The sequence below is a fragment of the Aulosira sp. FACHB-615 genome (genome assembly GCF_014698045.1).
Lineage (GTDB): Bacteria > Cyanobacteriota > Cyanobacteriia > Cyanobacteriales > Nostocaceae > Nostoc_B.
On record NZ_JACJSE010000024.1, the window covers coordinates 80,833 to 98,377 of the forward strand.

Genomic DNA, 17,545 nt, shown 5'->3' on the forward strand with positions numbered 1-17,545 from the left:
TTGCCTATATTCTTCGTTTACTAGTAATTTGTATAACATCTGTCATTGAATTAAAATTATCCAACATTCTGACAATATTTTCACAAACAGCTTCAAGAGTGAAAAACTTTAGGTATAATTCTGCTATACGTTGCTGTTTTCGGAAAATATCTTCCGGGGAATGAGCCTTAATCAAGTCTGGAATTTTATCTATGTCTTTGCTATTCACACTGATGGCAATTTCCGACCAATCCAAGACATCTTGATAAGGCAACCACTCTATATCGTCCCAAATATAAATGGGAATTGATCCTACACTAATTGCTTCGTACAAGCGAAAACTCGTTTGTCCAAGTCCACGGGGACAGAGGGTAAATGTTGATTTTTCCATCACACTACGCCAGTGAGATCCTTGTCCAAAATAAGCAACCTCTTTCAGGGTTTCATACATTTTTTGGCGGACATTTCCAGAATTACTTGCTCCATCTAATCTACCCATAAAAGACACTAATATTTCTTTAGTAGGGCATTTGAATTCTGGACTTCCTTTTAATAGTGGAATTGGAACATCACCACCACCACCAGCACTAAAAACTAATACATTTTTGGGAAAATTATGCCAGTCCCAAATAGGGAAATCATACATTCCTAGAATAGTAAAGTATATTTTATCAGGATGGATACTTTCTTGTAAAACTTGTAGCATCTGACTATAAATATATTTAAACTGTCTAGGTGTATATTTATGTACTTGACTGTGAAAAAAGAAGCTGTCAAACAAAATTGGTAAGTAGGTCAGGTGCTTACGGAGATGATTATTAACCCAATACTCATAGAAAAAATCTTCTATCCAAGGGCCTTGGTAGCCTTGATATTTATAAGGTGGATCTTGTAAACAAAACGGCACTTTGACAAGTGAGTTATAATCATCTTCCGATAAACTACTATTCAGTTGCTGTAGGCGCAAATTTTTCCTAATACGCTGCAACCAAAATGAGAATAATCGTAATCTCGACTTGATTGGCTGATGTTCTAATTTTTTAGCAAATCCTTCTGAGTATTTAATTAAGGTTTCTTGATTCATAGTTGAATTAGTCTTATTTTTAAATGATGCTCAGTTAAATTATTCTAAAGCGTTATTGATCAAGAATAAAAACTTTTGTTGTTCTACATCCCAATTATAAATTTGTTGTCCTAATTCCCAAGCTTTAGTATGAGATAGTTGCAATTTATCTGGGTTAGAAAACCAAGTATCCAAAGCAATGGCGATCGCACCTGGATCATCAATATTGGCTAATAAAGCTGCTGCTTTTAATTCTTCATAAATTTCTTCTTGGGCAGGTGTTTTACTCATCAGTATGGGTAAACCTGCTAAAAGATAGGTAAAAATTTTGTTTGTCAAACAGATAGCTCGATTTAAGGGTTGATTTAATTCTAAACATAAGCCTAGGTCATGAATGGCAGCTAGGCGCACCATTTCTGATGGGGGTGCAGAGGGTAGCAAATGCAGGCGATCGCCTACTCCCACCTTTTGCGCTAACTCCATTAGCTGTTGTGCATATCCAGCAGCCGGAAGACCACGTAGATGCAGATGTACAGGAGTTTGCATTTGTCCCATTGCCTGGATAATTGATTCCAGCCCCCTACCAGGGCCAATAGTTTGGGAAAACCAGTAAAGCGAGGGTTCTGAGGATTTGCGTTCACAGGGTGATGCAGGTGCTTCCCCAAGGGGACATACATTGAGGATTGACTGCATTTTTACTCCGTAGCGTTGAGCATAAGCAGTCGCAATTCCTGGTGAAGCAGCAGTTAAGTGATGACATAGCGGTAAAAAAGTGCGTTCAATGCGATCGCGCACAGCAATTTCCGCCTGATACTCTGGTGTATCAGGTAACTCACCCACATGAAAGTCTTCAGCATCAAAACCCAATCGAGCCTGGTGACGTTGAGCCGCTAGGGCTGCTGCGGGGAGTGCTGCTAAATTATGAGCAATGTACAAATCGGCTGGTTCAGCAGCAGCAGCCTTAGCCAGCTGAAAACTTACTAAACTATGCGCCCAAATCGCAATTGATATGTGGGGAATCCAGCCAGTTTTTGTTACACGACGAGCAATATTTTGCCACAGCCTACGAGCTAAATAACTTGGCTTTGACCCCAAGCCCACCAGCACCCAAGCCCAAGGAGCTTGTGACAAAATAGTTTGGTCTAAGGGGCGAATCGCTGCCATGTAATCTCCAGCAACCACCCTGACTTGAAAGCCAGCTTCATGCAAAGCATTCGCCTCTTTCACTAATCGCGGGTTAGAAGCAACGTGACCAGGGCTAACTAGACATATTCGTTGCTGTTTCATAAGGTGTAGCCAGCCACTGTTAGTCCATTCAATATATTGTCAATCAAAACGCGGCGATAATCAGACCATTGCCAACTAGCAGCTGTCTCTAGTGCCGCTTTTCGCATCTCTTTAAGTTCCTGTCTATGGGTTAAACACCAGTCCAAAGCCTCAGCTAAAGCATCAACATCTCCGGCAGGAATAATCAAGCCGTTAACACCATGTTTTACCAAGTCAGCCGCACCAGCCTGGTTGGTAGTGATCACTGGTAAACCCTGAGCAAAGGCTTCAGTTACAACCATACCAAAGCCGTCACATAAAGTTGGAAATACCAGCACATCAGCTTGGCGATAAAGTTCATCAAGTTCAGCACGGGGAACAGTTCCAGAAATTTTGATTTCCCTGGGCAAATCATTTACTAAAGCACTAGGTAGTCCTAAAGCACCAAAAACATCAAGACAAGCGTGAGAATTAGGCTGCAATTTTTGCCAAGCTTTCAATAAATAATGGCCACCTTTGCGAATGCCAAATGTTCCTGCCCACAGAAACTTTAAAGGTTGTACTTCCGAACTACCCAGAGATACTTCTTTAGTAATTGGAGGCGCACCTAAAGGCACGACTTTGACTTTTTCTACATCCAAACCAGCAGCAGCGTATGATGCTTTAGTAAATTCAGAATTAGTGATAATGACATCAGCTAGTTGCCATTCTTGCCTACGTCGCTGGGTACGATTCTTTTGACGAGCTTTGCAATATTTCCGATAAGGTGTATCAAGTTCAGGGTATATTTCCTGTTCTTGAGATAATAAATTTTCTACATAATCATGTTCAGGCGAGGGAACATCATAAATGCAAGCAATGTTATGTTGTTTGGCAGTTTGAAAAGTGGCTAGGCAATTATATTCATAGGCATAAACTGCTTGGGAGCCGTTTAGTGATTGACGAGCAGCCCAATTGTCAAAGCCTGCATTCTCCCAATGAAAAACAATATCAGTTAATCTTTTATCTTTGTCTAATTTACCAACTAAAAGCCGAATAATTTCCGGGAATGGATAATCTTTAACAAGTGAATCTGGAATTTCTGTAAGAGCGCGGCGAGATAGCTGTTTTTTTAAATCAAATTTGAATATTGATGCTACCTTACATAAATTATTTAAATATTCTGCACTAGGGCGATCAACTAAAGTCGTGACAAATTGATTCAACATCCCAGCCTCTAACAAGGCTTTGCCTACTTGTTGGACAAAAGGAGCAGGCATAAGATGAGCTAATGTGACAGCAGGTTTTGACTGGATATTCGTGGTCATCTGCACCATTAAATTTGCAATAACTTAAGCTGATTTGAATTGTGGTAAAAATTATGGTTAATGCGGAAGCAGTAATCTAGATAGTTTAGTTTTAATAATTGGCTGTAAAACTAGCTCAAGAAATATAGAAATAGCAACAGTGATCAACAACCAAACTATAAACCTTAAGGAAAAACTCCACCATGTTCCCTGCCAAGGGAAGTAGTCATGAATTAACTTCATGATAGGCACATGCAAAATATATAATGCGTAAGAAATTTTGCCTACAGGAGCCAGTTTAGCTACTACAGAAATATTCATTTTAAATCGCCATAAAATTATAGTGAGAAAGATTAATACTGCGGGTGTAATCCAAAAACTATTCTCAAATATACGACCCTGTAAAACTAATGGTGTGATATAAAGTAATGGAACTAATATACAACCTAGACGTAATAATTTATATCCTATCAATCGGCGTTGAGTGATTTCCATAAATAATAATAGACAGATAGGAAGTATACCCAAAACACTAAAATTTACTCCTCCTATATTGGTCTCTGTATAGAAATAACCTAATTTTTCCAAAATAAAAGATAAAGGTCTTATAAGCGTAAACGCGATAAATAGAAGCAAGTAACTAAAAATGGGAACTTTATGCGATGGCTGTGGTCTAATTTTCCATGCTAACCATAAACCAGTTATCCAGAATATCCAGCCTGAGACAAAACTACAAAATAGTTGTAATATAGGGGGTAAATATGGAGAAAACCATCCGAAGATACTAATAGCTAAAGAGATGCTTAATACAGTTATTAGTTTTGGTTTAAAAAACCAAATAAAAAGAAATAAAAAATAGTACCCTACCTCATACGTTAAACTCCACAACGAAGCGTTATTGGTAATTGTTGGTACAAACACTTGCTGTAAAAAAAATAAGTTGCCGATAACAGTTGTGAATTGATCTACTGGATGACATAAAAATGAAAAAATCACAACAATCCAATAGATGGGAATTATACGAATCGCTCGACGAATCAGATAATTTTTAACTGATTTACCAGAAAATTCCGTTGTATTTGTTAATCCAATAACATAGCCCGATAGCATAAAGAAAAGCATAACGGCTGCATGTCCAGGCTGGAGTTGTCCTAAATATTCATTGGGCGAATAAGCAGGATCAAGCACATTCTTAAAAGCAAATACATGAAATAAAGCAACAGCAATTGCGGCATATCCTCTTAAGCCTTCTAGGTTGGAATCATAACTATTTTGCCTTTTTTCTCGATTTAAATTATTAACTTCTGGTTGAATTTTGCTAAATAACTTTAGCTCTTGAGCAATTGTTGAAATATTCATATAATGTTATGTTTTAGATTATGATTTTTTTTAAAATTTATTTTATTTATTTGCTGAAGCATCAAGATTTTGAGTTTGTAGATACTCTTTCCAGAAATGTAAGCGTATCTCTGAACATCTCTGTTGTTCCTTTGGTGCTTCTCCTCGATCAATTGCTGGGATGAGTTGAGGTAATAGTTGGATGAAATCAGCAGGTTTCGTCGTAGGATGTACATACCAAGCATCTTTCCTGGAGAGGTATAAACAATGGAGTCCTTCGCGGCGTAACTTGGCGTGTAGCATAACCTCTGGTGGTTGAGGGTATATAGGTAATAGACGATATTTAACAATGTTTCTCAGACGACGGCTGAAGGAGTCACCTGGTTGTAGTTGTGGTAAATCTCCTAAGTTTCCTAACCAGCTACCTTTAGCTAAACGCCTAGCTAGTTGATGTAGTTGAGCATAAAAACGAACGCTCAATTTTTCGTCATCAGCAATTAGAGGTTGTAATTTTTGTAAGCGTTCTTTATCCACCAAAAAGCAACGGTTACTAATCCAATCACTTAACCAGCCTCCTTCGACTGAGTGAGTTTTCCAGGTGGATAGCCATCCACTTTCAGGATGATTGGGTAATGCCGGAGCTATTTCAGGGTCTAAATCTGGATGTGTAGGAGGGGGGCTAATTCGTGGACTGACAGCAACTAATGTTGAATCTTTTTCTAGGCGATCGCAAGCTTCTTCTAACCAAGTACTACCGGGCTGAGTGTACATCAAAATGTCAGCATCAAAATGAAGGATATACTTTGTTTTTGGTATATCTAGAGCTGCCATATAAGACATGAGAGCATGTCCAAAAGCATCATGTGTTTCTTGAACAATGCCTCTGAGATATCGCTTAGACAGTCCTGCAAAGATATTACTATCCGGTTTCAGGTAAACAACTTGGTCAAACAGTCCTTCTTGTTGCCAACCGATGAGTATTTTTTCCAGAACACTAACTCGTTGGGCAAATTCATCTGGGGCGAATTTTTTGATAGCATTGACAAACTGAGTAGTCTGGGGAGGACAACAGTCCACAATGGCTAAAATGTGAGTGCAGAAAGGACGATACATCTTCACCAACCGGGGAACTGTCAGTTCTGCATAAGCAATATCGCCTGGGCATAAGTTAATTTGCAGTGTAATGGCAGACATAGGGTATTTTTTCTAAAATTGTTAAACTTGAGCATCTTTTGTGCGTTTTTCTTTCAGCCACCATTTCCCCGGATTCATCCCGGCTGAGTCTGTTGGCTTCCTCCACAAAAGCTGAATTCCATTCCAGAAGAAGTTTAAAAGTTTAATTGCCCAACTGAGCCGACCATTAAAGCCTTGCAGCGTGCCAACATCAGGAATATACACTCGACTACCGAGGCGACGATTTACTTGCGAGGCGATCGCTTCTAAATCTCCTCGTGCATGAATCAGACGCGCATCCCACATAATGTAGTTTTCTGTGTTACCTAGAAAATGAAACTCACTAGGCAATGGTGCGACCCGAATATCTGAGTGAAATAGTACCCTACGAAAACTAGGTTGATCATTAACTAAACCAGGATTTTGCCGTAACTGTTGATACATCTGTCGCCACTGTTCAAACAGAGCATTTATTCGTGCATCATTGCGAAATACAATCACTCCAGTATTGAATTCCGCGAATGGTTGAGGCACATCTGGAAGTTCATAATCCCAACCTCGCTTAGTTTCTGGCAATAGAGCAATTTCAAAACCATTTAGTATCTCAAACAGTTCCTTCAACTCACCAACAACAGAAGTATCGGTATCCAGAAAGACAACTCGCTCGTAGGGACATCTTACTGCTAAAGTCTTATCTAGGGGAGAAAAAGTCACATTTTCTGATTCAACCACAACAACATCATCAAAAAGAGTCTGTTTCTGTGGTGCTTTATCTGTGACTAGACAAATCTTTGCACCAGGTTGAGAACGTTTTAAGGTGTCCGCCGATTTTAAGGCTTCGTCCCTATAACCTTGCCCTGTTGCTACATATACAAATCCATTTCCACTTTTCATTTAAAACATCAAAAAAACAACATTGGAATATAATTAACTATTAGAAATCGCTATGACCATAGATATTCATCCAGTAAATCCTTGTGTATTAACTATCATACATACTAAAACTTACTACTAATAAAAAATAGTTGTTTTTTAATATCAATTTTTTATCTCACTTCATATCACTAAGTCTCATCGAATTTAAATTTTGTAGATTTTTGCATTGATGTTTTGGTATTTCTCTCTAAAAAATTCTGGAGTTCCTGAAGATTCTTGATAAATTTTAAAAATTGATAGGTCTGGATCGGACGCTTAAAAATTTTGAGAATAAATACAAACCAGTCATATAAAGTTGCTTTATGCAAGAGATAACGGCATTCTGGATACAACAAAGCAGACCACAATAATGTAGGTGTAGCAATAACTTTTTTGCTTCTAAATTCTTGCCAAATTAATTGAATGTTTTCCTCACTAAGTGGCATATATCTCAAGAAATTAGCAGCAAGCAGAAATTGTGATACACCCCATTCCACTACATTCTTAGAACGAGATGTTGAACGGGTTACAGCAAAATTTGCTAATTCTTGATTAACAAATAAAATCGGATAATTATATGCTCTTTCTCGGACGTGTTCAATAATCGCAGAAGGAGTAGAAACCGGAACTTGATAATTTTCTATATTCTTGTTTCTAATTAACATCGCACCTTGAGAATGTAGTGCGCCTAATATTTGATGTTTATGCGGAAAATACCACAATTTGTAGGGTTCTTTAATTGATAAGGGGAAAGTGCTTGTCTGCAAATTTTTCCAGATGCCATTTTCTTGCTCTTGCCACATCCGCATATTAGACCAAGCCACCTCTACCTCTGGATGTTTTTCCATTGCTTCTAGCATTTTTTCTAAGAAGTCGGGATTCCACCAGTTATCATCTTCTAGTAATGACACAAAAGGTTCATCGACTTTGCGAAAAACTAGATTAAAAGTTTGCGTTGCGCCCAAGTTTTTTGGATGATTTACTAGAATAATTCTAGGGTCTGTAATTTTTTCGACTAACTCTTTGGGTGTTGAATCATCCGGGTCGTCATTGTGCAGTTCACAAATCCAGTCCTGAAAAGTCTGATTCAGTAAACTGTCTAAGGCACGAGGCAGAAGCTGAGGACGGCGATAAGTACAAAGATAAATACGACAAACAGCCATAATTAAATAAGTGTGATTCTAGCAATTCAAAATAATGATCAAAACTTTCATTAATGGGTGTGGATTTTTTTATCAAATTTTCTGATAAGGTTCTTGAAAATATCTAAAATTATAAACTCCCTTTTGCAGTCGTTTTGCTAATTTCCAACCTATAAAGCGGCTGATTTCTAAATAAAGCTTACCCCCTAGAGGCGGTAAATCTGAGCCACCTAAGCTTCTTACTTTGGCTTCTGCCTTTTTTCTCAATTCAGGTACATCAGGATAAACTTCATAAATGAAGCGTTGAAACACGGTTGCACAAGCATGACGTGTACGTGGACTGTTTTCTTTTAGCAAAAGATTATTTGTACCAAGTTCTAGGGCTAAAAAAGCAGATTCCCATGCTTTTTGAGATTTAGAACCACTAAGACTATGAGAGTTGCCTGATCTGTAGTATGACTTAGCATCTGAGCTAAACTTAACTCCTTGACTAGCCAAGAGAATACGACAAAAATATTCACCATCGTCATTTAAGGACAAACTTTCATTCCAAATGCCAGCTTTATCAGCAACTTTGCGAGAAACTAACCAAGCAGCAGGGTGCATCATCCAATGTCCTTCCCAAGCGCAAACCAGCCACTCAACAGGTAGCATATCCACCCAAAGAGGCTGAGGGATAAATTGAGCTTCGGAAGGATTTGTCTGAAATCTCGCCCATGCTCCTGATGCAATCACATCTGAATTGCGATCGCAATTTAGAAGTTGCATTTGATGTTCTATCTTGTCAGGTGCTAATAAATCATCAGCATCTAGATATTGAATAAATTCTCCTTGGGCTTCCTGAAGTGCTTTGTTTCTGGCTGCACTTGCTCCCCGATTAGTTTGAAGGATAACTTTAACGTTGTGTGATACAAATTTTTGAGCAACTGTCACACTAGCATCAATAGAGCCATCATCTACTATAATTACTTCTATATTTTTCCAGGTTTGCTGTAAAGCTGATTCTAACGTTTGAGCTAACCAACGTTCGGCATTATAGCAAGGTATAAGTATAGAAACTAAAGGTATCATACGACTTCCTCCATTTATCCTAAATAGAAGAATTTTTTTGACATATCATCCTTAAAACTCGCTGATTTTGGTCTAAATCCAAAAAACTATTTAACAATATGCTTCCAGCCATAGCGGAAATACCAAGGCTTGGAGTCTGCTACATAGTGATGTAAAACTGCTTGAGGCTGAATCACTTCATCTTTACTAGGCATAACTATGTATTCTTTATCTGGTGCAACTGCACAAGGTTTACCAGCCATTAGCATAGCGACAAGTGCCTGTTCTTGATAATAATGAGTGCCTTGCTGCTCTATCATAGTTCTGCACCAATATTCTAATTTTTCCCAATCAATATCCTCACTTTTTAAACCACATATTCCTACATTCAAGCGTTCAGATATATTGGCTTGTGCTAAGGAAGCCATCAAAGTTTCTGGATAACCATAGGAAGTCTCAACATCTACCATATGACATGGCTGCTGAGGAGATTTGAGCCAGTCTAATAGAAAATCTGGTGTACGGAAAAATAACATATCAGAATCTAATACCAGTTTCCATCCTTGAGAGGCAATGTGAATATCTGTTACTTTTCGCAGATTTGGATAATTCAAGCGGCGTTCTCTGAGATATGGAAATTTTTTCTGGGGTAGATATTGATTTATGTATTCTTCAATTTCTGAGTTGAGAATTATTTTGGCATTGGGAAAAATTTTGATGATTTGGTCTTGATACTTTTTTTCTAAAGAGCCATCATCATAAATAATTGGTCGCAAAGTCAAGTTTGTATGTTGTGCCATCGAGTAAGCACATAAACAGGTCTGATACCAAAAATTTCGCCCAGTCAAAAAATAAATATCTAGAGGTTCTTGAGAAGATTTAATATTAATTGATGGTAAATTATAAGCGGCTGCTTCCATTTGTAGGCTTGACCAATGGTCAGTCACCACATTGAGAACGCCTTTTTGCAGAGTTCTTTGCACAAATGTCTTAGGAGAATAATATAACTTATAGGCGATCGCCCCAAACTGAAATTTCTTGGCTAACTGGCGAACATTTGTGCTAATTGTATTATTAGTTAACATAACTTAATTTTTACATACTTCATAAGTAATATTCAGTGAAATTTGAATCTATATAATTAAACACTAGAGTTGATTGCCGTGGTTAGCCGATAAAGTTCCTAATCCCTCAAACATTCCACAAGCACCTTGCCAATTGATGTAATTAGCAGGACTCTTCCAAGGTTGATAACTAAAAAATGCCTTTATCTGCCTGGGAATAACACTCCAACTAGGTATTTTCTGCCAAGGATGAATGTTATGAGCATCTAAAACTTGAACCCAGGAACGCAATGAAGCTCGATTCAGACGCGCCAAGTAATCTTTAGTTAAACGATTTGCTGAGATAAGATGAGTTAATTGTAGTTGAGGGAAGTAACCTACTGCCCAACCAGCTTCGAGAAGTGTTAAGTTAATGTCGCAGTCACCTCCAGATTGTAAACTTTTACCTGTTCTATCTAGAGATAGCCTATTGATATTTTCTGCAATACTATCAACATAAAGCAATGCAGCTTGGCGTTGCAAAGCCATTCCTGCTCCAATAGGAGCAAAGTAAGGATGCTGTTTTTCTTTTTTGGGGAGTTCATCAAAAGCGTAAATTTGAATTTCTTCACCTAAATTACGTAGTGCTAAACAAACCCAGAAATCTTTTACCCAAGACTCAGGTTCGACTTCAAAATCTGGGAGAGATTTACCACCAATTGCACCTAAATGTGGATAATTTTGAAAAATTTCAATTACATTATTTAGATAATTATCATCAAGGACATTATCATCATCCACAAATACTAGATATTTCCCTTGACTTGCTTTAATTCCTGCTATTCTTGCTCTTGTTAAGCCTAATTTTTCTTCCCTAACAACTTTTGTATAGTTGTGCCAGGAAAAATCAAATTTATAAATATATGTTGGATCAGGTGTTAAATTATCTATAACTATTAGTTCCCAGCTTTCCTGTAAAAGAGTCTGTTTTTTTAAAGCATTAAGCGTTTTTTGTAACCGCTCGTAATTAGGATTATGAGTAGGAATAATAACTGAAACAAGGGGATTCATAAACGATTTCTCACTACTTTTGCAGGAACACCTACTGCTACTGAATAAGGTGGTAAATCTTTAGTTACAACTGCACCAGCACCAACAACACAACCATTTCCAATAGTCACACCTCCTAAAATAGTAACTCCCGCGCCAAGCCATACATCTTCTCCGATATTTACTGGTAATAAAATATCTGGATTACATCTAATCGGCTTATTTTTATCAGGAATTGTATGATTTGAAGAGAGTATTCGACAGTGCATAGCAATTAGAGTATCTTTACCAACTGTGACATCACCATGACCATAAATTACTGTATAAGGGCCGATAAAAACATTCTTATCAATCACAATGCTTCCTCCCCATGCTTGGAGAATAACACCCTGTTCTAATCTAACTTCAGATGCTAATTTAATCTTGCCTGGAGTGCCATTAGCAAAGCCAAGTGTGGCTGATACTTGCTGGCCTATCCAACAAGAAGATTCTAAATCAACGCCTACTAGCTTTAGCCGAAACCGCCTCCAGATATTTATCACCTTTTCTTGTTCGTTAAAGAGGCGCTTTAACATCAGCTATTACTACACGAATTTTCGGCTCACTAAATGCTTTAAATTACGGAATTTACTACCTAAACCAAGTTGGAATCGTAACCTAGCAATTAAACTAGGTTTACCAATAAGTTGACTATTCTTCCAAGGAGTAGTCCTGAGATATCTTATATATTCATCTTTAAATGGATGTTGACAAGCGTAATGCCAAGGTTTTGCACTCCCGCCTCCTACAAAATGAACAATTGCTGGATCAAGTTTTGCTTCTGTATATTTAAACTTCTCATATCTACTTTGGTATTTATAATTATTCAATGATTCTTCATAGATGAAAGGCTGTGCATTCCAGACTAGATCAATAGGTAGCCAAGAATTATGAAGTAATATATTTAAAACATCTTGATCCCACCATTTCAAGCGTTCTGGTTTTTGATTAATCAACTCACAACCTCTTTCTAAGATTTTTAGTTCACGCCAGATTTTCAGGTTAATTAGCATTAATCCAGCATTGAAATATAAAGATTCTTCTGATAAAAAAATGTGTGAAGGATAGTCATCCATACCTGCTGCAATAGTAGCAGCATGACTAAAGTTTTGAATATCAATATTCCACAGGGTCTCAATAGATTTCCGAATAACTATATCTGAGTCGATAAATAAAACTTTATCTATATTTGATGGTAAGATTTCAGGGATAAATAATCTAAAATATGTGGCTAAAGATATGTGGTGAGTTATAGGAGCTTTTAGCAAGATATCTTTGTGAATTTCTATTATTGAATACTGTTGTTTACTTTTTTCTAAGAAAGTTTTAAGTTTATGAAAACTAGTTGTATTGGAGTCATCAGTAATAATATATACATGAAAAAGATGGTTTTCATTATTAAAAAACAAAGATGATAACATCACTGCACAATGCTGTGTATATTGGTCATCAATAGTACAAACTACATTAATAGTCATAATACAATAATAGTTTAGAGATTAAATCAAATAGTATATATTATTTGCGTCTCAGAATAAATTAATGAGGAATATGCTTTGGATGATGAATAATAATTTTTATTCGAGACTTTTAGTAAACCTGAATTAGTACTTTTGCCAGGAATGCACTCCTCATAGGTAAACTACACTGCCATAATTAGCAATTCGGACAACACCATGATCAGAACGATATGGCCACATCGCTTCATTGACAATAGAAGGATTAACCTCAAATACCAAAGCATCTTCAGCTTCTAAGTAACATACAGGATCATTTGGACGGTAAACAAAAAAACTGGCTCGATATTGACCAGGAAAAAGCTTTAATGTAGCTAGAGTAAATATAACTTCTACATCTTGTTTCAACAAAAAGGGTGGAATACCTTCTTCTACACTACAAATACTAGAAACCAAAGAACCCATTGCATCATAAATTCTCACTACAATTGCCGTATCTGATAATGGATCATGTCCGTGTAATTTTAGCTTTAATAAATAGTTACCGTTGAAAATAGGAGAGTAAGTAATATCACCTGTATCACGATCTTGCAGCAATACTTCATTTAATGCAATGCCGTAACGACTAACAACTCCTGAAAATAAGGGCTTGCTTTGAGTAGCATTCAGATAATGATTAACTACAAGTTCTGCACTACCCTCAAAAACTAAGCTACCATTCTTCATAAGAAGAGCAGAATTACAAAGTTGACGTACAGCCGCCATATTATGGCTAACAAATAAAACTGTACGCCCACCCTGTGCAACATCTTGCATTTTTCCTAAACATTTTTTTTGAAACTCTACATCACCCACTGCTAAGACTTCATCTACTACTAAAATCTCAGGTTCTAGATGCGCTGCTACAGCAAATGCCAAGCGCACATACATACCTGACGAATATCGTTTTACTGGTGTATCTAAAAACTTTTCAACCTCTGCAAAAGCTACAATTTCATCAAACTTTTGCTTAATCTCTGCCTTACTCATCCCTAAAATTGCACCATTGAGGTAGATATTCTCTCTACCAGTCAATTCTGGGTGAAAGCCTGTACCTACCTCCAGCAAACTAGCAACTCTACCTTTAATTTTGATGTTTCCTTGGGTTGGTTCAGTAATACGACTGAGAATCTTCAACAGGGTTGATTTACCTGCTCCATTACGTCCAATAATGCCTACTCTATCACCTTGCTTAATTTCAAATGAAACATCTTTTAGCGCCCAAAACTCTTCCTGATAGTTTGAAGATTTAAATTTTCTATTTTGGAAAGACTTAAATAAACCTTTGGCACCATTAGCTATAACATCTCGTAAAGCAGTATACTTTTCCTGCTGTTGGTGTCCAATAATATATTTTTTACCCAGGTTTTCTACTGTAATTATAGTGTCAGACATTAGTTTTAATTTTAAATTTATCTGATAATTGAATTTACAGGACAAAGATATTTTTAATTGAGTTTTTATCGTTAAATCACATCAGCAAATGTCCGTTCCATTCTGCGGAAGTACCAAATTCCACTGATAAATAATAGAAATACTAAGCCCAAAGAAAGTAAAAATCCGGGTAAATATAAGTTCGATTCTCCCCCTAAAATTGCCCAACGAAAACCATCGATTACACCAACAATTGGGTTTAAAGAGTAGATAAATCGCCATTGTGGGGGAACTATGGTACTACTAAATCCTACTGGTGATATGTATAATCCAAACTGAACAATAAATGGGACAATATAACGAAAATCTCTATATTTAACATTTAAAGAAGCCAGCCATAATCCTGCACCCATTGAAGCTGCAAACGCAATGGCAATAAAAAATGGTAAGGTGACAATTCGCCAAGTAGGAACAAAATTATACCAAGCCATTAATCCTAGTAAAATTATCCCTGAAACCATGAAGTCTACAAAGCTAACTACCACTGCACTAGTAGGAACAATGAGGCGAGGAAAGTATACTTTTGAAATTAAATTGGCATTACCAATCAAACTATTGCTGCATTCGGAAAGGGAATTGGCAAAAAATTGCCAAGGTAACATAGCTGAGAATACTAAAATCGGATAGGGCGCACCCTGGGAAGGCAGTTTTGCTAACTGTCCAAAGACGACTGAAAACACTACCATCGTCAGAAATGGGCGAATTAATGCCCAAGCAATACCGATCGCAGTTTGTTTATACCTTACCAAAATGTCACGCCAAGCCAGAAAATAAAATAATTCTCGATAACGCCATATATCTTTCCAATACTGCTGTTCAGTGCGTCCCGCTTCAATCACCAACTCTTGTTTAGCTACAGTTTTCGTATTACTCATAGTTCTTGATTGAAGATTTATATCTGAAGGAAGTTTAATAGCTTAGTTAATTAACAACCTGAAAACCAGTAAGAGTTTGATAAGTAATATCTCTGGCACTTCTGCGCGTAAATTCACTTACAGAAGGATTTCCGTGAGAACTAATCACTCCTGTTGCTTGTTGCCATAGTTCTTGTGGTGCTGCTGAAATTTCATAAGCATGATCGTCACGTTTACGGACGTGATACCATTTGGTTTGTTGGCAGTGTTCACACCAAAAAGCTTCTAACCATTCTCCTTCGAGAGGAACGGCTGTTCGATTTGCTACTAAAATTAAGGCATTCCGCCGACTCATTCCCCTTTGTTGTAATTGACCTGGTTTATCGGCAAATATCTGATATTTCTGACTGACGCTATCAAGATAACAGCCATGAATCGGACAGTAAATTCCGCGTCGTTTAGAACGTTTCCGATTTCGGTCACACCTTCTCTGCAATTTCACCTCCTGTATAGACAACAACTATGGGCAAGGAAGGTTGCGTTGGAGGGACTGAGATCAAAAGAAGACCATCAAAGCCCAACTCCTCAAAATACAGCCAAAATGTTCAATTACAATGGTAATTTTGTTTGTTTTTGCTACCTTTGTTGGTTAATTATTTCACAACTCTGGAAATTCTTGAAACCAGCTTTTAAACTCTCATCAATAACTTAATGTTATTGAAGTACAGTTTAATTCAATCAAGTTCTTAACTTTGTATTTAGCTGATGCTATTTTTATACCATGTAGTTGAACATTTGTGGCTTTATTAATTTGATAATTATTGGGAAATTACCAAACTTTAATAACCTCACTAAGCTTACTTTACATTGCTCTGAGATTTGGGCATAACTTCATTAGATGATATTGCCCGTTGCAGAACACGTAAGTATTGTTGAGATATGACTTTTGGTGTGAAGTGCGATCGCAAATACTGACGACCAGCTTTGCCCATACGTTCGCCTACTTGGAGGTCACGGCTGAGGAAACGGATAAATTGCGCTAACCCTTGACTATCTCCATTCTCAAATGTACTCCCACAGTTAGCTTCAGCCACCATTTCTCTAAGGTAAGAAGACTGGGAGCAAATTACAGCAATTGGTCTACCTGCTGCTAAAGCTGAGTAAAGTTTACTAGGTACAACTAAACCCTCTGTAATTGAATCTACACTCACTAGTGATAAATCACAGGCTGTTAAAGAATAGGGAAGTACTTGTTTATCTTGATAAGGTAGGAAGGTAAAATTTTCTAGCCCTAAACGATTTACTTCTTTGATTAATTCTTCACGTTTAGCACCGCCTCCAATGCACACAAACTGAATTGGTTCATCTTGCAATTGTTTTGCAGCCTCTAACATGGTTTCTATATCATGGCAGCGACCCATATTGCCAGAATAAAGCACAGTGAATTTGTTAACTAGATTGTATTCGTGGGCAAACCAGTTTTCCTTCTTAGGAATTGGGACAATTGCTTCCGGGTTAGCCCAACTGTGTATTACTGCAATTTTATCAGCCACTTCTGGACAATGGGCTAATATTTTTTGCTTCATCGCGGGGCTAAGTACCACAATCCCCTGAGATTTTAACCAAACTTGTTTGTTAATTTCATTCCACAAACGCACTAACCAACTATTTGGAGAAACTACACCTAGAGCGATCGCAATATCTGGGTATAGATCATAAAGTATGCAGACATAAGGTAGTCGAAATAATAAATAAGCTAAATATCCAATAATTGGTAAAAATGGTGGGGCTGTAGTAACTAATAATATGTTGTTGCGCCGCCAAGCCCGGAACAGATATAGTAATGCACGTAAAGTATATAGAACACCATTAACGGCTTTACCACGAATCCTACCAGACCAAAGTTGAGCAGTACGTGAGCGTTGAATTCTAATCCGGTCTACCCATTCAACGGCGGGAGCCGCCTGAGATTGAAACGCATAACCAGGTTGACTTGTAAATACCTCAACATTTACACCTTGCTGCCCTAGCTGTTTTACGAGTTCTTCAATCAACTGTCCTGTAGCAGCATAATCAGGGGGAAAAAACTGAGTGATTACAGATAATTTGATAGATTTCTGGCTTTTTACAGGTGCTTCGTTTTCGGATTCTATGGGAATAGAAATAGAGGGTACAAATTTGTTATTAATCCATTCATTTAATTTCATCGGCTGTGTCCTACGGGATAATTTTAAAATTTTGTTTACGACACTCCCGAACTGCCTAAGTCATTAATCCTATACCTGAAAATATTGCTTATATTGACAATACCTTCGCCAAAATAAGAGGATGAAGAGAGAGGGCTGATGTAGTAGAGTTATTGTCTTCCCAAACGACAACTCAAAAGCCACAACAAGCCCATGCCCGATATCTTATCA

The 17,545-nt window shown here is 37.4% G+C and carries 16 protein-coding genes; all 16 read right to left on the reverse strand.

The features are described from left to right. Positions 1-4: 4 nt before the first annotated feature. A complete protein-coding gene (locus H6G77_RS26780; protein ID WP_190588179.1) occupies positions 5-1,063 on the reverse strand; it encodes an exostosin family protein in 1,059 nt (352 codons plus the stop codon). Positions 1,064-1,102: 39 nt separating this feature from the next. Then, the gene (locus H6G77_RS26785) at positions 1,103-2,329 is read right to left on the reverse strand and encodes a glycosyltransferase (RefSeq protein ID WP_190588180.1); all 1,227 of its coding nucleotides are present in this window, start codon (positions 2,327-2,329) and stop codon (positions 1,103-1,105) included. After that, positions 2,326-3,615 (reverse strand): glycosyltransferase family 4 protein, encoded by a 1,290-nt coding sequence (locus H6G77_RS26790; protein ID WP_190873170.1) that lies wholly within the window; start codon positions 3,613-3,615, stop codon positions 2,326-2,328. Before H6G77_RS26790 ends, H6G77_RS26785 begins: the two co-directional genes overlap by 4 nt. Positions 3,616-3,672: 57 nt before the next feature. Continuing rightward, positions 3,673-4,953: an acyltransferase gene (locus H6G77_RS26795; protein WP_190873171.1), complete on the reverse strand. Its 1,281-nt coding sequence runs from the start codon at positions 4,951-4,953 to the stop codon at positions 3,673-3,675. A gap of 42 nt (positions 4,954-4,995) precedes the next feature. Beyond that, positions 4,996-6,126, reverse strand: coding sequence for a hypothetical protein (locus tag H6G77_RS26800; protein WP_190873172.1), 1,131 nt, complete (start codon positions 6,124-6,126; stop codon positions 4,996-4,998). A gap of 21 nt (positions 6,127-6,147) precedes the next feature. Next, on the reverse strand, positions 6,148-6,999 hold the full coding sequence (locus H6G77_RS26805) for a glycosyltransferase (RefSeq protein WP_190873173.1): 852 nt from the start codon (positions 6,997-6,999) through the stop codon (positions 6,148-6,150). A 170-nt stretch (positions 7,000-7,169) separates the two neighbouring features. Then, positions 7,170-8,183 (reverse strand): glycosyltransferase, encoded by a 1,014-nt coding sequence (locus H6G77_RS26810; RefSeq protein WP_190873174.1) that lies wholly within the window; start codon positions 8,181-8,183, stop codon positions 7,170-7,172. Positions 8,184-8,255: 72 nt separating this feature from the next. Beyond that, positions 8,256-9,233 carry a glycosyltransferase family A protein gene (locus tag H6G77_RS26815; RefSeq protein ID WP_190873175.1) on the reverse strand — a complete coding sequence of 326 codons (978 nt, stop codon included), beginning with the start codon at positions 9,231-9,233 and terminating at the stop codon, positions 8,256-8,258. 86 nt (positions 9,234-9,319) lie between these two features. Next, positions 9,320-10,297, reverse strand: coding sequence for a glycosyl transferase (locus tag H6G77_RS26820; RefSeq protein WP_190588187.1), 978 nt, complete (start codon positions 10,295-10,297; stop codon positions 9,320-9,322). 63 nt (positions 10,298-10,360) lie between these two features. Beyond that, complete coding sequence (locus H6G77_RS26825) at positions 10,361-11,326, reverse strand: glycosyltransferase (RefSeq protein WP_190873176.1); 966 nt, start codon at positions 11,324-11,326, stop codon at positions 10,361-10,363. Then, positions 11,323-11,880, reverse strand: coding sequence for a DapH/DapD/GlmU-related protein (locus H6G77_RS26830; protein ID WP_190873177.1), 558 nt, complete (start codon positions 11,878-11,880; stop codon positions 11,323-11,325). Before H6G77_RS26830 ends, H6G77_RS26825 begins: the two co-directional genes overlap by 4 nt. Before the next feature lie 9 nt (positions 11,881-11,889). After that, on the reverse strand, positions 11,890-12,822 hold the full coding sequence (locus tag H6G77_RS26835; protein ID WP_190588190.1) for a glycosyltransferase family 8 protein: 933 nt from the start codon (positions 12,820-12,822) through the stop codon (positions 11,890-11,892). Positions 12,823-12,975: 153 nt separating this feature from the next. Next, positions 12,976-14,235, reverse strand: coding sequence for a polysaccharide ABC transporter ATP-binding protein (locus H6G77_RS26840; protein WP_190588191.1), 1,260 nt, complete (start codon positions 14,233-14,235; stop codon positions 12,976-12,978). A gap of 71 nt (positions 14,236-14,306) precedes the next feature. After that, entirely contained in the window at positions 14,307-15,149 is an 843-nt protein-coding gene (locus H6G77_RS26845) for an ABC transporter permease (protein WP_190588192.1), read from the reverse strand. A gap of 46 nt (positions 15,150-15,195) precedes the next feature. Then, positions 15,196-15,624, reverse strand: a complete 429-nt coding sequence (locus tag H6G77_RS26850; protein WP_190588193.1) for a hypothetical protein — start codon at positions 15,622-15,624, stop codon at positions 15,196-15,198. 361 nt (positions 15,625-15,985) lie between these two features. Next, the gene (locus tag H6G77_RS26855) at positions 15,986-17,335 is read right to left on the reverse strand and encodes a glycosyltransferase family 4 protein (RefSeq protein WP_190873178.1); all 1,350 of its coding nucleotides are present in this window, start codon (positions 17,333-17,335) and stop codon (positions 15,986-15,988) included. Positions 17,336-17,545 lie beyond the last annotated feature (210 nt).

What these genes read in the sequence shown, in the direction of transcription:
- H6G77_RS26815 (WP_190873175.1), bottom strand. Translation starts at nt 9,233, where the DNA reads ATGATACCTTTAGTTTCTATACTTATACCTTGCTATAATGCCGAACGT.
- H6G77_RS26780 (WP_190588179.1), bottom strand. Translation starts at nt 1,063, where the DNA reads ATGAATCAAGAAACCTTAATTAAATACTCAGAAGGATTTGCTAAAAAA.
- H6G77_RS26820 (WP_190588187.1), bottom strand. Translation starts at nt 10,297, where the DNA reads ATGTTAACTAATAATACAATTAGCACAAATGTTCGCCAGTTAGCCAAG.
- H6G77_RS26825 (WP_190873176.1), bottom strand. Translation starts at nt 11,326, where the DNA reads ATGAATCCCCTTGTTTCAGTTATTATTCCTACTCATAATCCTAATTAC.
- H6G77_RS26785 (WP_190588180.1), bottom strand. Translation starts at nt 2,329, where the DNA reads ATGAAACAGCAACGAATATGTCTAGTTAGCCCTGGTCACGTTGCTTCT.
- H6G77_RS26790 (WP_190873170.1), bottom strand. Translation starts at nt 3,615, where the DNA reads ATGACCACGAATATCCAGTCAAAACCTGCTGTCACATTAGCTCATCTT.
- H6G77_RS26800 (WP_190873172.1), bottom strand. Translation starts at nt 6,126, where the DNA reads ATGTCTGCCATTACACTGCAAATTAACTTATGCCCAGGCGATATTGCT.
- H6G77_RS26805 (WP_190873173.1), bottom strand. Translation starts at nt 6,999, where the DNA reads ATGAAAAGTGGAAATGGATTTGTATATGTAGCAACAGGGCAAGGTTAT.
- H6G77_RS26845 (WP_190588192.1), bottom strand. Translation starts at nt 15,149, where the DNA reads ATGAGTAATACGAAAACTGTAGCTAAACAAGAGTTGGTGATTGAAGCG.
- H6G77_RS26810 (WP_190873174.1), bottom strand. Translation starts at nt 8,183, where the DNA reads ATGGCTGTTTGTCGTATTTATCTTTGTACTTATCGCCGTCCTCAGCTT.
- H6G77_RS26840 (WP_190588191.1), bottom strand. Translation starts at nt 14,235, where the DNA reads ATGTCTGACACTATAATTACAGTAGAAAACCTGGGTAAAAAATATATT.
- H6G77_RS26855 (WP_190873178.1), bottom strand. Translation starts at nt 17,335, where the DNA reads ATGAAATTAAATGAATGGATTAATAACAAATTTGTACCCTCTATTTCT.
- H6G77_RS26835 (WP_190588190.1), bottom strand. Translation starts at nt 12,822, where the DNA reads ATGACTATTAATGTAGTTTGTACTATTGATGACCAATATACACAGCAT.
- H6G77_RS26830 (WP_190873177.1), bottom strand. Translation starts at nt 11,880, where the DNA reads ATGTTAAAGCGCCTCTTTAACGAACAAGAAAAGGTGATAAATATCTGG.
- H6G77_RS26795 (WP_190873171.1), bottom strand. Translation starts at nt 4,953, where the DNA reads ATGAATATTTCAACAATTGCTCAAGAGCTAAAGTTATTTAGCAAAATT.